Source organism: Arsenicicoccus sp. UBA2120 (genome assembly GCF_002330965.1).
GTDB lineage: Bacteria > Actinomycetota > Actinomycetes > Actinomycetales > Dermatophilaceae > Arsenicicoccus > Arsenicicoccus bolidensis.
This window is the reverse complement of the sequence record NZ_DCYC01000065.1, coordinates 34,183-49,002: the sequence shown is the minus strand read 5'-3', so window position 1 is coordinate 49,002 and position 14,820 is coordinate 34,183. Positions and strand designations below refer to the sequence as shown.

The window sequence follows — 14,820 nt, the reverse complement described above, 5'->3', positions numbered from 1 at the left end:
CGAGGACCATGAGAACCCGCCCTGCGAGGCGGCGGGCGGACGGCATACGGCTCACTGGATCGCGGGATCCGTGGGGTCCATCCGCGCGGCGTCGGTGGCGGGGACGAGGACGGTCTCGAGGACGCGTTCGTGCTCGTCGCCGGTGACGGCGGCGTCACGCTCGGAGCGCCACAGGCCTTGGTGCGCCTCGGACAGGACCGACACGAGCTCGTCGAAGCCGGCCGGGTCCGCCTCGCGCAGCACGTGGGCCTCGGACCAGAGCAGGACGATGCGGCGGGTGCGCGGCCACCACAGGTCGAGGTCGCGCAGGGCGTCGACCAGTCCGTCGAGGTTGACGGCGGCCGACCCGGGCAGGCGCAGCGCGGCGGCGACGGCGGCCTGGCCCTGCCTCATCGTCGTGAGGTGGTCCCCCTTGATCGGCACGACGGCGAAGTCGTCGTCGAGCAGCAGCGCCCGCGCGCGTGAGGCGTCGACCGCCTCGTGGCCGATCCACCACACGCCCGGCGCCAGCACCTCGGCGTAGCGGCGCAGGCGGCGAGGCACCGTGACCCACGTGTCGATCGGGTTGGTGGACATGAGGAACCTCCTAGCGCGGACGCCGGCCGGACCCGTGGCCTGGCCTCCTCGTCAGTGTGCCCCCGGCGGCGGCCCACGTGCGGGACCTGCCCGCCATGCGGCCCGTGGCACCCCCAACCAGGTGATCACCGGACATCGGGGCTACTTCTGGTGGCTTTCACCACCAGGAGTAGCCCCGATGTCGGGTGCGGGGCGTCCCGCCATACGACGCTGGGTGCGGGGGCGGTCAGCCGCCGACGCCGGCCTTGCTCTGGTCGGTCGTCTCCTCGATGGGGAGGCCGGCCTTCTGCGAGCTGCCGAGCACGGCCGAGACGAGCGCCTCGGTGGCGGCGATCGAGCTCAGGTCACCCTTGGTGATCTGATCCTTCATGGTGGTGGTCTGGTCCTTGAGCCTGCCGAGCGGTCCGCCGATGGCCTGGCAGAGCTGCGGGTCGGCCTTGACGTTCTCGTAGGCGTTGCTGATCAGCTTGACGTCGAGCGCGGCCACGGCGACGGCCTTGGCGATGGCGGTCCGGCGTCCCTGTGCGCCCTGCTGGAAGGCGCCCTCCTGGTAGGGCTTGTAGATCCAGCGGTGGAAGGTCCCGGCCGCGAGACCCACGTCGGCGACGAAGCGCGTCTTGGCGAACGTCCGCGTGGCCTCGGTCGGGCAGTCCGCGGGCGCGCTCGTCGGCGTCGCGGTCCCGGTCGCCGCGCTGGACGATGCGGCCGAGGCGGACGGCGAGGCGCCGGCGGCTGCGCTCGTCGTGCTCGTGCCGGCGGTCGTGGACGTGCCGCCGCCGCACGCCGACAGGGCCAGCACGGAGGCGCAGACGGGGGCGAGGACGGGCGCGGCGAGGCGCAGGCTGCTACGGGTCATGACGCCCATCCTGTCAGCCGAGGCGGTCGACCAGCTCCGAGGCGTGGCCGACATAGGTCTGCGGGGTCATGGCGGCGAGCCGCTCCTCGACCTCCGTGGGCAGCCCCAGCCCGCGCACGAACTCCACGAGCTCGGTCTGCCCGATGCGGCGCCCGCGGGTCAGCTCCTTGAGCCGCTCGTAGGGGTTGTCCATCCCCGCGACGCCCTGCGCCCCGAGCGCCCGCATCGCCGACTGGACCGGCTCGCCGAGCACCTCCCAGTTGCCGTCGAGGTCGGCGGCCATGCGGGCCGGGACCGCGTCCAGACCGGCGAGGCCGCGAGCGACGTTGTCCAGGGCCAGCATCGAGTGGCCGTATGCCGTCCCGACGTTGCGCTGCATGGAGGAGTCGGTCAGGTCACGCTGCAGCCGCGACTGCACCAGCGTGTACCCCAGCACGTCGAGCAGCGCGCACGACACCTCGAGGTTGGCCTCGGCGTTCTCGAAGCGGATCGGGTTGACCTTGTGCGGCATCGTGCTCGACCCGACCGTGCCCTGGCCGCGCACCTGCGCGTAGTAGCCCATGGAGATGTAGGTCCAGAAGTCGGTGCACACGTTGTGCAGGATCCGGTTGAAGCGGGCGGTGTCGGCATACAGCTCGGCCTGCCAGTCGTGGCTCTCGATTTGCGTGGTGAGGGGGTTCCAGGTGAGGCCGAGCCCCTCGACGAAGGCCTCGGAGATCGCGGCCCAGTCGGCGTCGGGGACGGCGGCGAGGTGGGCGCCATACGTGCCGGTGGCGCCGTTGAGCTTGCCGAGGAACTCCTGGCCCTCGATCCGCCGCAGCTGCCGGCCGAGGCGCTGCGCCATGACGGCGATCTCCTTGCCCATGGTCGTGGGCGTGGCCGGCTGGCCGTGCGTGTGGGCGAGCAGCGGGACGTCGCGCAGCGCCCGCGCCATCTCGGCGAGCTGGTCCACGACCGACCGGGCCTTGGGCAGCCACACCTCGCGGACCGCCCCCTGGATCATCAGGGCATAGCTGAGGTTGTTGATGTCCTCGCTCGTGCAGCAGAAGTGGATGAGCTGCTTGAGCTGCGCGGCGTCGCCCGGGGCGATCCGGTCGACGCGGCGCTGCAGGTAGTACTCGACCGCCTTGACGTCGTGGACGGTCTCGCGCTCGATCTCGGCGAGCTCGGCGATGTCCTCGGCCCCGAAGTCGGTGACGACCGCTCGCAGCCGGGCAACCTCGTCGTCCGTGAGCCGGCGGACGCCCGGCACGACCTGGTGCTGCGTGAGGTGGATCAGCCACTCGACCTCGACGTGCACGCGCGTCCGGTTGAGCGCGGCCTCGGACAGGTGGTCGACCAGCGGCGCGACGGCCTTGCGATAGCGACCGTCGAGGGCACCGAGGGCGATGGGAGGGGTCACGTCAGCGAGGGAGGCCATGGTCGTCATTCTGCCAGCCAGGCCGTATGCCGCCCGCCGCTCAGTCCTCGTCGGGCAGCTCCCGGCGGTCGGACTCCTCGAGCTGGGCGCGAGCGGCCTTGCGCCGGCGGGCGTTGTCGATCAGCATCCACACGGTGCCGACGAGTCCTCCGCCGACGGCGCCGACCAGCATCGATCGGAGCCAGCCCCGCTGGTCGCCGCTCCCGGCGGGTGTGCTGAGGTCCGGGGACCAGTTAACGGGCAGCACGCCGTGGCCGTTCGTGACCCAGTAGTAGGTCGCGAGGACCCAGACCAGCACGGTGCCGAAGCTCGCGATGGTCGCCCACGTCGTCAGCCGCCCCGACCCTCGGCTCCCGAGCGCCTGGATGTCGACCCCCTTGGCCTTGGCGTAGCCCGTCATCGTGAGGGAGATCAGCACGGCCAGGATCCACAGGGCGAAGCCGACGGTGGGCAGTCCCGTGAGGGCCAGCACGATCGTGAAGGCCATGAGCGCGACCAGGCCGACGGAGGCGGCGAGGGACGAGGCCGCGAGGACGACCGCGCGCTCGCGCTCGTCGCCGTAGGTCGGCGACTCCAGGTTGAGGAACCGGTCGCCGAGCCGCTCGAGCCGGCCGGGCCGTGTGCTGCGCTGGGTCATGCGTGGTCCTTCTGGTCGAGGGTGAAGATCTCCTCCACCGTGGTGTGCAGGGCGCGGGCGGTGCGGAGGGCGAGATAGACGCTGGGTGCGTAGTCGCCGCGCTCCATCGCCACGACGGTCTGCCGCGAGACGCCGACGCTCGCGGCCAGGTCGGCCTGCGTGAGGCCGGCGGCCTGGCGGCGCGTACGCAGCGGGCTGTCGGGCATCGCCCCTCCTGATCGCCGATGTCAAGGATGCTTGACTTCTCGACCGTATGCCGGGGGCGCCTCGCATGTCAAGGATCCTTGTCATCCGCCGGACCTACCTGAGGTAGTCACACTCGCCTGGCGTGCTAACGCCGGTCGATGTGACTACCTGGGGTAGGTCCGCATGCAGCAGGGGCGCCGACGGTGTCGTCGGCGCCCCTGGCGCTGGTGCTCTCGAGGAGGTCCGCAGCGGGTGCGCTGCCGGCTGGTCCGCCGCTCGGCCTCGTGGGCGTCGCGCCGTTCCTCTCGGGTCGACGCTCGTGGTGGTGAGGCCGGCCCGGGTCGTCGAGATGGTGTCCCGTCGACCCTGCTGACCTCGATCAGACCGTATGACGATCAACCTGCGCAACAGCCAACACCGTCATTGGTCGATATGATCGATCCGCGCGCGGCGAGGTGCGCAACATCGATCAGACCGACCACCGCGCGAGGGCGTGGTGGGACAGGAGGCGTTCATGGCCCTGGACGAGACCGACCGTCGGATCGTGCTGGCGCTCGACGAGGATCCCCGCATGACGGTGATGCTGCTCGCGCAGCGCACCGGCCTCGCCCGCGGCACGGTGCAGGCCCGGCTCGAGCGGCTGCGCGAGGACGGGGTCCTGCGACGGCACTCGTCCCGCGTCACGCCGGAGTCGTTGGGCTACGGCGTCTCGGCGCACGTGGCGGCCGAGCTCGACCAGCACCAGATCGACGCCGCCATCGCGTCGCTCAGCCGCATCCCCGAGGTCGTCGAGTGCATGGCGCCGGCCGGCGAGACGGACCTGCTGGTCCGCGTGGTGGCCACCGGCCCCGACGACCTCTATCGCGTCTCGGAGCTGATCCGCCTGTCGCCCGGCGTGATTCGCACCTCCACCACGATCTACCTGCGCGAGGTGATCCCCTATCGCACCGACCTGCTCGTGGCCCAGGGCGTCGCAGCGCAGCATCGCCCGCGCCGTGGCCGGGCCACCGGGCGGCGACCCCCGACGCGGTAGGCCCCTCCGCCATACGGCCCAGGATCCCCAACCGCCCGATCAGGCCTTCACCATTGGTCACCAGTGACGTTGTGGATCGTTCAATCGGGCCCCGGGACGTCATTGGTGACCAATGGCGCGTGGAGGGGCGACGAGCAGGGCTCCGCGCGGTGCGGGTGGCAGGATGGCGGCATGCCAGCCGAGTCGTTCTACAGCGCCTACCACCACGGCTTCGCGCGCGTGGCCGCCTGCACCGCACCGACCGCGATCGCCGATCCCGCCCGCAACGCCGACTCGATCGTCGCCGTGGCGCGCGAGCTGCACGACGACGGTGTGGCGCTCGGCGTCTTCCCCGAGCTCGCGGTGTCGGGCTATGCGCTCGAGGACCTGCTCCTGCAGCAGCCCCTCCTCGAGGCGGTGGGTCGCGAGCTCACCCGCATCGTCGACGAGACCGCTTCGCTGACACCGGTGCTCGTCGTCGGCGCCCCGCTCGCCTGGCGCAACCGGCTCTACAACTGCGCCGTCGTCATCCACCGCGGACGCGTCCTCGGCGTCGCCCCCAAGTCCAACCTGCCGACCTACCGCGAGTTCTACGAGCGGCGGCACTTCGCACCCGGCGACGACGTCCGCGGCGAGATCGAGGTCGCAGGCGTCCGCGTGCCGTTCGGCCCGGACCTGCTCTTCGACGCGACCGACGTGCCGGGCTTCGTGCTGCACGTCGAGGTGTGCGAGGACATGTGGGTGCCCGTGCCGCCGTCGGCCGAGGCCGCGCTCGCCGGCGCCACGATCCTCGCCAACCTGTCCGGATCCCCGATCACGGTGGCCCGCGCCGAGGACCGCAAGCTCCTCGCGCGCTCCGCCTCGTCGCGGTGCCTGGCGGCGTACCTGTATGCCGCGGCCGGCGAAGGTGAGTCGACCACCGACCTGTCCTGGGACGGGCAGACCTTCGTCTACGAGAACGGCGACCTGCTCGGCGAGTCCGAGCGCTTCCCGGCCGGCCCGGCCCGCTCCGTGGCCGACGTCGACCTGGAGCGGCTCGTGGCGGAGCGGCTGCGGCAGGGCACCTTCGACGACAACCGCCGCACCCACGCCGACCGCGTGTCCGCCTTCCGCACGGTCGAGTTCGCGCTCGAGCCGCCCACCGGCGACATCGGCCTGCGGCGCAAGGTCGACCGCTTCCCGTTCGTCCCGGACGAGGCGGAGCGGCTGGCGCTGGACTGCTACGAGGCCTACAACATCCAGGTGTCCGGGCTCGAGCAGCGGATGCGGGCGATCGGTCAGCCCAAGGCCGTGATCGGGGTCTCGGGCGGCCTGGACTCGACCCACGCGCTGCTCGTGTGCGCGCAGGCGATGGACCGGCTCGGGCGTCCGCGCAGCGACATCCTGGCCTACACGATGCCGGGGTTCGCGACGACCGAGCACACCAAGACCAACGCGCAGCGCCTCTCCGAGCAGCTCGGGGTGACCTTCGCCGAGCTCGACATCCGGCCGGCCGCCACGCAGATGCTGACGGACTTGGGCCACCCCTTCGGGCGCGGCGAGGAGGTCTACGACGTCACGTTCGAGAACGTCCAGGCTGGGCTGCGCTACGACTACCTCTTCCGCCTCGCCAACCACCAGGGCGGCATCGTCGTGGGCACGGGCGACCTGTCCGAGCTCGCGCTCGGCTGGTGCACCTACGGCGTCGGCGACCAGATGTCCCACTACGGCGTCAACACCGGCGTGCCCAAGACGCTGATGCAGCACCTCATCCGCTGGGTCGTGACGTCGGGCCAGTTCTCGGACGAGGTGGGGGAGACCCTGACGTCGATCCTCGGCACCGAGATCACGCCGGAGCTCGTGCCGACGCGCGAGGGCGAGAAGCCCCAGTCGACCGAGGCATCCATCGGCCCCTATGCGCTGCAGGACTTCTCGCTCTACCACGTGCTGCGGCGCGGCTACCGCCCGTCCAAGATCGCCTTCCTCGCGTGGCACGCCTGGCACGACGCCGAGGCAGGGGAGTGGCCGCCCGGGTTCCCCGAGGACCAGCGGGTCGCCTACGACCTGGCCGAGATCCGGCGCTGGCTCGAGGTGTTCTGCAAGCGGTTCGTGACGCAGCAGTTCAAGCGCTCGGCGCTGCCCAACGGCCCCAAGGTCGTCAACGGCGGCTCGCTGTCACCGCGCGGCGACTGGCGCATGCCCTCCGACGCCTCGCCGCGCCTCTGGCTGACCGAGCTGGAGGCCAACGTCCCCACCTCCTGACCTACCTCAGGTAGTCACATCGACCTGGGTTGGCACGCCAGGTCGATGTGTCGAACCCAGGCGGATCCCTGGCGCGTCCTCGTCGGGTGGAGAACGCCACCCATCACGGTGGCCGAATCCACCCGTTCCCTGGCTCGTCGTCATCGGGTGGAGAACGCCACCCATCACGGTGGCCGAGTCCACCCGATCGTGCGGGCGGGCCGGTCCTGACCCCTCCAGCCCGTATGGCGAGCCGCCCGCCGCCCCTCGTGGCCACCGCATGACGCGAGCCCGCGCCTCGGGTGCGCTGGGTGCGCTGGGAGCGCTGACTGTGCACGGTGCGGGGCGTGGGGGGCGTGCGGGGGCCGCGCTGGGAGCGCTGACTCTGCACGGCGCCGGCGTCGTGAACGTGCAGATGTGCGCTCCGAGCTCACGAACGTCCGATTTCGGCGCCTGAGACCGGCAGTTCGTGAGCTGCGAGCGCACGAACGCTGTCGGGAGCGCTCCGGGCAGGCGGGCGGCCTGACGTCGGCGAGATGTCCGGCCGGCACCGCGGCCAGGTCAGTCGTCCCCGGTGATCGACAGGCCGCGCAGGCGGTATGCCGCCCACGCGGTCCCCGCCACGAGCACCACGCCCGACGCGATCCAGGCATAGCCGAGGGGCGCGCTGTCGACGCTGATCACCGACATGTCGCCCGCCCAGCCGGCGATGCGGGTGCTCCACGACCGGATGCTGAGCCAGGAGATGCCCTCGAGCAGGGTGGCGAGGGCACCCTCCCAGACGAGGAGGTACATCAGGCCCCACACGACAGAGTGCTTGGTCATCGACGACAGCGCGAGGAACAGCGCCGAGTAGGCCACGGACGCCACCGCCGCACCCACCCCCCACCCGAGCGCCTTGCCGAGGTCGGTGTGGTCGAGGACCAGCGAGGCGAGCATCATCGGCACCGCCCCGAGCAGCAGCGTCGCCGTGATCGCGGTGATGAGCTTGCTGACGACGATGTGCCAGCGGGGGATCGGCTTGGACAGCAGGTAGGCGATGGTGCCGTCGTCCATCTCGTTGCCGAGCAGCTGGGCGGCGACGAGCAGGGCCAGCATGGGGACGACGACGGCGAGCCCGAGCCCGGACATGACGGCGCGTCCGAGGGTGCCGTCGGTGGACTGCGGCTCCCCGCCGGCCAGCCGGGCGAGCAGGCAGACCGCGAGGAGCACGAGCGGCAGCGCGAGCAGCCCGAGGGATCGGCTGCGGCCGAGCAGGGAGGAGAAGGCGAGGCGGATCACGGTGGGATTCATGAGGACACCAGGTAGGAGAAGACGCTCTCCAGCGACTCGTCGGTGGGGCTGACCTCGATCAGGCGGACCGAGAGGTCGCGCGAGACGCGGGGCAGCACGTGGGTGAACCGGCCGAAGTCGACGGCCTCGACGTCCAGACCGCCCTTGGGCCGCAACGAGACTCCGCGGACGCACGGGTCGGCGACCAGGGCGGCGGCGAGCCGGCGGTCGTCCGACGAGCGGACGACATAGTGGTTGGGTCGGTCGGTCATGAGACGCCGTATGGCGCCGAAGTCGCCGCTCGCCGCGTGGCGTCCGGCCACCACGACCTCGATCTGCCGGGCGACCTGCTCGACTTCCTCGAGGATGTGCGAGCTGAACAGCACGGTCCGGCCCTCGGACCCCATGCGCCGCAGGAGCTCCATGAGGTGCATCCGCTGGCGTGGGTCCATGCCGTTGAAGGGTTCGTCGAGCAGCAGCACGGCCGGGTCGTGGACGAGCGCGCTGGCCATCTTGATGCGCTGGCGCATGCCCTTGGAGTAGGTCCGGATGACCCGCGACGCCGGGTCGTTCATCTCGACGAGCTCCATCGCGGCCTCGGCGGCGGCGCCGGGGTCGGGCAGGCCGTGCAGCTCGGCGTTGGCCCGCACGAACGCCCGCCCCGTCAGGTGCTCCATGACGGACTCGCGCTCGGGCACGAGCCCGAGGTGGCGGTAGACGCCGGGGTTGCGCCAGGTGGGCTCGCCGTCGAGCGTCACCGACCCCGCCGAGGGGGACAGGAAGCCCGACATGAGCGCGATCAGGGTGGACTTGCCGGCGCCGTTGGGGCCGAGCAGGCCCGTGACTCCGGGTCCGATGTCCATCGTGATGTCGTTGACGGCGACGAGGTCGCCGAACCAGCGCGAGACCTGGTGCAGGGCGAGGGTGCTCATGCCGACCCCACCTTCGCGTAGCGGCGCAGGAGCAGCGCCGTCCCACCGAGGATCACGAGGGCCGCGACCCCGAGATAGACGGCCCCGTCGGCGAGGTCGCGCGGGGGTGCGAGGTTGGGCGCGAAGTCGAACCACCAGGTGCCGAGACCGCCCACCAGCGTCCACGGGCTCAGCGCGCCGGCCCACACGCCTTGGATGGGGGTGGAGCCGTCGGCGGACTGGGCGATGGCGGCGATCGAGTTGGCGACCCCCGAGCTGACGAACAGCGTGGCGACGATGGCCACGACGGCGATCCCGCGCCGGGTCGTGAGGCTCGACAGGAGCCCCCCGATCGCCGCGAGGAGGGCGGCCAGGAGCACCAGCAGGGGCAGGGTCTTGAGCATGTCGGTGGTCTGGGCCTGCCAGGGGAGCCGGCCGAGCAGGGCGCCCAGCCACAGCACGATCACCGGCAGCGTGACCACGATCAGGATGGCGGTGAACAGCGACGCCAGCCGGGTCAGGACATAGGTGCTGCGCCGCATCGGCCGGGCGAGGTAGAGCGGGAGGGTGCGGAACCGCAGGTCCCGCGAGAACAGCACGGGGGCCTGCGCGGCGACGAAGATCGCGGTGATCGTCTGCATGGTGTCGGCGTAGCGGTCGTAGGTCATCGGCAGCCGGTCCAGCTTGATGAAGACCGTGATCGCGACCATCACCAGCGCCGGGAGCACGGAGACGGCCAGCAGGCCGAGGGGCAGCAGGCGGGATTTCATCGACCGGCCGAGGCCGAACGCGTGCCGCAGCCCGAGCACGTAGAGCGAGCGGGCGACGGCCCCCTCGTCGAGGCGCTCGCCGTCGTAGCCGCGGTAGCCGAGGTCGTGGATGCGGGCGGTCATGGCTGCGGCACCTCCTCGCGGATGGCGAAGACGTCCTGGATCCGGTGCCGTCCCTCCTGGATGCGCACCAGCCCCAGGTCGAGATCGATCACCGTGTCGCGCACCAGGTCTCGTATGTCGACCCCGCCGACCTCACCGCTGGGTGGCGGCACGACCTCGACGGCGTTGTCGACGGGGTGGCACTGCAGGCCGCGCTCGGCGAGGGCCTGGCCGAGCCGGTCGCGGTCGGTCGCGGTGCCCAGCACCTCGACCAGCAGGGTGCCCGTCGCCTCGGTGAACTCCGACGTCGCCGAGGACCGCAGCAGCCGCCCGCCGTCCAGGACGATCACGTGGTCGCTGACCCGCTCGAGCTCGCCGAGCAGGTGGCTCGTGACGAGCACCGAGATGCCGAAGTCCGTCCCGATCCGCCGCACCAGGTCGAGCATGTCGTCCCGGCTGGCGGGGTCGAGGCCGTTGGTCGGCTCGTCGAGCAGGACGAGGTCGGGGTCGTGCACGAGCGCCTGGGCGAGCTTGGCCCGCTGCTTCATGCCGGTGGAGTAGCCGCCCATCACGCGGTAGCGCTCCTCGGCCAGCCCCACGTGCCGCAGCACGTCGGCCGCCCGTTCCCGGGCCACCGTGTGGGGCAGGCCCGACATACGGCCCATGTGCACGACGAACTCGCTGGCGCTGACGTCGGCCGGCAGGCAGTCGTGCTCGGGCATGTAGCCGACGCGGGCCCGGATCGACGCGCCCTCCGAGCGCACGTCGTGGCCGAGCACCTGCGCGTCGCCGCTCGTCGGGGGCAGCAGCCCCAGCAGCACCTTGATGAGGGTCGACTTGCCGGCGCCGTTGGCGCCCACCAGGCCCGTGACCCCGTCGCCCACGTCGAGATCCAGATCGTCCAGCGCCCGGACCCGGGGGTACTCCATGGTGATGCCGCGTGTGCGGATCACCGGGGTCCCCCGGGCGACGCTCTCCCCCTCGGCTGTCATGCTCCTCACCCTAGGTGGGGCTCCTGGGGGCGGCCTATGGGTGATCCCCCTGACCCGCCGCGGGCCGAGGCATCGACCGGCCCTGGTTCCCCAGGCTGATGATCCCGCCGGGGGTAGGTCAAAGGGGTGGCGGGGCGACCCGGCGGGCTGCGAGGGTGGCGAGGTGGGACACGTCGACCTCAACCAGATCTCCTTCACCCTCCCCGACGGGCGGCCGTTGCTGGACGAGGTGAGCTTCCGGGTCGGCGACGGGGCGGTCGTGGCGCTCATCGGCCCCAACGGCGCCGGCAAGACCACCCTGCTGCGGATCATCGCGGGGGACCTCGACCCGCACGGCGGCGCGGTGACGCGCAGCGGCGGGCTGGGCGTGATGCGGCAGTTCATCGGGTCGGTGCGTGACGACTCGACCGTCCGGGACCTCCTGGTCGGCGTCGCGCCCCAGCGAATCCGCCTGGCAGCACAGGCGGTCGACGCCGCCGAGCTGCGGATCATGGAGGTCGACGACGAGCCGGCGCAGATGGCCTACGCCCAGGCGCTCGCCGACTGGGGCGACGCCGGCGGCTACGAGCACGAAACCGTCTGGGACACGGTCACGGTCGCGGTGCTGGGCGTGGGCTTCGAGCAGGCGCAGTGGCGTTCGGCGTCGACGTTGTCCGGCGGCGAGCAGAAGCGGCTGGTCCTCGAGGCCCTGCTGCGGGGCCCCGACGAGGTGCTCCTGCTCGACGAGCCCGACAACTACCTCGACGTGCCGGGCAAGCGGTGGCTCGAGCTGCGACTGCGCGAGACCGCCAAGACGGTGCTGCTCGTCAGCCACGACCGAGAGCTGTTGAGCCAGGCGGCGACTCGCGTCGTCACGCTCGAGCCCGGCGCGGCGGGAGCCAGCTCCTGGACGCACCCGGCGAGCTTCGCCACCTGGCACGAGGCCCGGGCCGAGCGCAACGCCCGCCTCGAGGAGCAGCTCAAGCGCTGGGACGAGGAGCATGCCAAGCTCCGGCAGCTCGTCCTCATGTACAAGCAGAAGGCGGCCTACAACTCGGACATGGCCGCGCGCTACCAGGCGGCGCAGACGCGACTGCGCCGCTTCGAGGACGCCGGGCCTCCCGAGAAGGTCGCCCGCGACCAGAACGTCCGCATGCGACTCACCGGCGGGCGCACCGCCAAGCGCGCCGTCATCTGCGAGCGGCTCGAGCTCCTCGCGCCGGATCCGCAGGCAGACCAGGCGGATTCGCTCATGAAGCCGTTCGACCTCGAGGTCTGGTACGGCGAGCGCGTGGCCGTCCTCGGCTCCAACGGCTCCGGCAAGTCGCACTTCCTGCGGCTGCTGGCGGCCGGCGGATCCGATCCTGACGTCGAGCACCGCCCGGTCGGCGACGCGCGACCGCCCAGGGTCCGTCATACCGGCGTCGCACGGCTCGGATCCCGGGTGCGCCCAGGGTGGTTCGCGCAGACGCACGAGCACCACGCGTATGCCGGACGCACCCTGCTCGACATCCTCCACCGAGGCGACGACCACCGTCAGGGTCGCACCCGCGACGAGGCGGCCCGCGTGCTCGACCGCTACGAGCTCGCGAGATCCTCCGAGCAGACCTTCGACTCGCTGAGCGGTGGGCAGCAGGCGCGCTTCCAGATCCTGATGCTCGAGCTGTCCGGGGCCACCTTGCTGCTGCTCGACGAGCCGACCGACAACCTCGACCTGCACTCGGCGGAGGCGCTCGAGGAGGGCCTCGCGGCGTTCGACGGCACGGTGCTCGCGGTGACGCACGACCGGTGGTTCGCGCGCGGCTTCGACCGGTTCCTGGTGTTCGGCGCGGACGGTGAGGTCTACGAGTCGGACGAGCCGGTGTGGGACGAGACGCGGGTCCGCCGCCGCCGTTGACCCGGTCGTGTGCCGCGAGGCCCCGGCACCCCGGGGTGGGTCAGGGGCAGAGCTGCTGCGCCAGGAAGCCGCGCGCCGGGGCGGCCTCGCCGTCGACGTGCAGCGCCTCCCGGCTGTTGCGACCCCACAGCGCGAGATAGAGCTCCACCGCCTCGCCGCGGATCTCGGCGACCGACTCGCCCTCCTCGCCGCGCCCCGCCGACACGACCCCGTCCGCCTCCTGCACCCACCACACCGATCCCGTGTCGGTGGCGCGGATCTGCAGCGGCAGGGGCAGCGCGGTCTGCGGGTCCTCGATCCGGCGCGGCACGAAGAGGTGCAGCAGCTCGTCGATCCCGTCGTCGGCGACGTGGTCGCTGATCTCGGCCTCGATGCCGTGGGCGCGCGCCAGGTCGACCCAGTGGATCGTCGTCTCGTGCAGCTGCCGCCGGATCCAGAATCCCACCGTGCGGTCGTCGCGGTCGAAGGTCCAGCACCCGGCGGCGGGGTCGGCCTCGCGCAGCCGGTCCAGCATGCGGCGGCCGCAGTCGGCATACCACTCGCCCAGGGTCAGGTCTCCCTGCTCCCGCTCGCCCATCGATGGGCGCTCGGTGCCGCGGGTGGCCTCGACGGTCCAGAGATAGACCCGGCCCAGGTGGTCGACGACGTCCTCGACCGTCCACCCGGGACAGGTGGGGCACTCGACCTCGGCGGCCAGGTTGGTCCCGTTGGCCGAGATGGCATCGACGGCGGCCGTGAGGGCCGTGAGGCGCTGCGCTGCATCCATGGCCCTGACCCTAGTCAGTTCGCGCCGGACCTGCCGCCGGTCGACCGGACTTTCCTGCCTGGACGGGTTCGGTCGGGGGTCAGTCCTCGTCGACGTGGTCCGGGCGGATGACGCTGAACACCTCGCCCTGCGGGCCCTCGAGCACGGCCAGCTGCCCGAACGGCCCGTCGACCACGTCCATCAGCACCCGCCCGCCGAGCCGCTGGACGGCCGAGACGGTGGCGGCGGGCACGTCGCTCATGAAGTAGGTCATCCAGTGGGGGCGGAACTGGTCGCCGTACTCGTCGCCGATGCGCCCCAGCCCGCACACCAGCCGCTCGTCGGCGGTCACCACCTGCGCGTAGGCGAAGGACCCGTCGTCCTCCTCGATCACCTCGTAGGAGTGGCCGAAGACCTCGCCGTAGAAGCCCATCGCCTCCTCGTGGTCGCGCACCATCAGCTCGTTCCACACCAGGGACCCGTGCTCGTTGTAGCGCTCGGCCCCGACGAGGCCGCCCGCCTGCCACAGCCCGTGGTGGGCGCCGGCGGGGTCGACCAGGAGGGCGATCCGCGCCTGGCCCGGGATGTCGGTCGGGGCGAGGAGCTGCTCGGCACCGTGCTCCCGCTCGAGGGCGGCGACGCGGTCGGTGTCGTCGACGGCGAGGTAGGTCGTCCACACCGCGGGCCACGGCGCGGTCGGCGGCTTGGGCCCGATCCCCGCGACCCGCCTGCCGTCACGCAGCGCGAGCAGGTAGCCGTCGTGCCCCTCCTCGATCTCCCACCCGAAGAGCGTCGCGTAGGTCCGCGCCGCCGCCCTCGGGTCGTCGCACATCAGGTCCGGCCAGCAGGGCGTGCCGAGCGGCCAGGGGGTCTCGCGGACGGACATGGGTGCTCCTCGGCAGTCTGGCTGGTCCAGTTGTTCTGGCGGTCTGGTCTGACGGGTGGCCGGGCGGGTCGGTCGGTGGCGACGGGGTCCAGTCCAGCAGAGCGGGTGCGGCTTGTCAGGCAGATCGAGCCCGTATGACGCCGCGCGCCGCCGCACCGAGGGGTCGCATAGTCGCGCGACACGCCGTGATTCCCGGCATCTGCGACCCCTCGGCGTCCGGCGAGTGGGCGTCCGGCGCCGTTGCCGCCCGGCGAGTGCGCGACCGGTGCCGGCCCGCGGCTCAGGCGTCGAGCTGCTCGCGCACGTGCTCGACGACGCCGCGCATCGCCGCCTCGACCTCGTCCCGGCACCGGTCGAAG

Annotated in this window: 14 protein-coding genes; 3 read left to right on the top strand and 11 right to left on the bottom strand. The window is 72.1% G+C overall.

Annotated elements, in window-relative coordinates:
• Positions 1 to 51 precede the first annotated feature (51 nt).
• The 5 genes from B2P18_RS09435 to B2P18_RS09415 all read right to left on the bottom strand — a co-directional run bounded on the left by B2P18_RS09435 (position 52) and on the right by B2P18_RS09415 (position 3,695).
• Complete coding sequence (locus B2P18_RS09435) at positions 52 to 576, bottom strand: barstar family protein (RefSeq protein WP_029210177.1); 525 nt, start codon at positions 574 to 576, stop codon at positions 52 to 54.
• 226 nt (positions 577 to 802) lie between these two features.
• The gene (locus tag B2P18_RS09430) at positions 803 to 1,432 is read right to left on the bottom strand and encodes a hypothetical protein (RefSeq protein ID WP_029210176.1); all 630 of its coding nucleotides are present in this window, start codon (positions 1,430 to 1,432) and stop codon (positions 803 to 805) included.
• 13 nt (positions 1,433 to 1,445) lie between these two features.
• Positions 1,446 to 2,861 (bottom strand): adenylosuccinate lyase, encoded by a 1,416-nt coding sequence (purB, locus tag B2P18_RS09425; RefSeq protein WP_376783731.1) that lies wholly within the window; start codon positions 2,859 to 2,861, stop codon positions 1,446 to 1,448.
• Between the two features lie 31 nt (positions 2,862 to 2,892).
• Entirely contained in the window at positions 2,893 to 3,489 is a 597-nt protein-coding gene (locus B2P18_RS09420) for a hypothetical protein (RefSeq protein ID WP_286958381.1), read from the bottom strand.
• The gene (locus B2P18_RS09415) at positions 3,486 to 3,695 is read right to left on the bottom strand and encodes a helix-turn-helix transcriptional regulator (protein WP_239265289.1); all 210 of its coding nucleotides are present in this window, start codon (positions 3,693 to 3,695) and stop codon (positions 3,486 to 3,488) included. Before B2P18_RS09415 ends, B2P18_RS09420 begins: the two co-directional genes overlap by 4 nt.
• Positions 3,696 to 4,189: 494 nt before the next feature.
• On the opposite strand from B2P18_RS09415, the gene B2P18_RS09410 reads away from it, so the two are divergent.
• Positions 4,190 to 4,708: an Lrp/AsnC family transcriptional regulator gene (locus tag B2P18_RS09410; protein WP_286958375.1), complete on the top strand. Its 519-nt coding sequence runs from the start codon at positions 4,190 to 4,192 to the stop codon at positions 4,706 to 4,708.
• Between the two features lie 171 nt (positions 4,709 to 4,879).
• Entirely contained in the window at positions 4,880 to 6,928 is a 2,049-nt protein-coding gene (locus B2P18_RS09405; protein WP_286958368.1) for an NAD(+) synthase, read from the top strand.
• A gap of 540 nt (positions 6,929 to 7,468) precedes the next feature.
• Here the strand turns inward: B2P18_RS09405 and B2P18_RS09400 are convergent.
• Genes B2P18_RS09400 through B2P18_RS09385 form a run of 4 tightly spaced genes read right to left on the bottom strand, consistent with a single transcriptional unit; the run spans position 7,469 to position 10,954 of the window.
• A complete protein-coding gene (locus B2P18_RS09400; protein WP_029210172.1) occupies positions 7,469 to 8,200 on the bottom strand; it encodes an ABC transporter permease subunit in 732 nt (243 codons plus the stop codon).
• Positions 8,197 to 9,111, bottom strand: a complete 915-nt coding sequence (locus B2P18_RS09395) for an ABC transporter ATP-binding protein (RefSeq protein ID WP_029210171.1) — start codon at positions 9,109 to 9,111, stop codon at positions 8,197 to 8,199. Before B2P18_RS09395 ends, B2P18_RS09400 begins: the two co-directional genes overlap by 4 nt.
• The gene (locus B2P18_RS09390) at positions 9,108 to 9,983 is read right to left on the bottom strand and encodes a hypothetical protein (protein ID WP_019285351.1); all 876 of its coding nucleotides are present in this window, start codon (positions 9,981 to 9,983) and stop codon (positions 9,108 to 9,110) included. The genes B2P18_RS09395 and B2P18_RS09390 overlap by 4 nt, the downstream gene beginning before the upstream one ends.
• Complete coding sequence (locus tag B2P18_RS09385; protein ID WP_239265293.1) at positions 9,980 to 10,954, bottom strand: ABC transporter ATP-binding protein; 975 nt, start codon at positions 10,952 to 10,954, stop codon at positions 9,980 to 9,982. The genes B2P18_RS09390 and B2P18_RS09385 overlap by 4 nt, the downstream gene beginning before the upstream one ends.
• Before the next feature lie 163 nt (positions 10,955 to 11,117).
• Here B2P18_RS09385 and B2P18_RS09380 point away from each other — a divergent pair, with 163 nt between their 5' ends.
• Entirely contained in the window at positions 11,118 to 12,830 is a 1,713-nt protein-coding gene (locus B2P18_RS09380; protein WP_286958350.1) for an ABC-F family ATP-binding cassette domain-containing protein, read from the top strand.
• Between the two features lie 40 nt (positions 12,831 to 12,870).
• Here the strand turns inward: B2P18_RS09380 and B2P18_RS09375 are convergent, their stop codons facing one another.
• A complete protein-coding gene (locus tag B2P18_RS09375) occupies positions 12,871 to 13,596 on the bottom strand; it encodes a maleylpyruvate isomerase family mycothiol-dependent enzyme (protein WP_029210165.1) in 726 nt (241 codons plus the stop codon).
• 79 nt (positions 13,597 to 13,675) lie between these two features.
• Positions 13,676 to 14,461, bottom strand: coding sequence for a VOC family protein (locus tag B2P18_RS09370; protein ID WP_029210164.1), 786 nt, complete (start codon positions 14,459 to 14,461; stop codon positions 13,676 to 13,678).
• Positions 14,462 to 14,820: the final 359 nt, after the last annotated feature.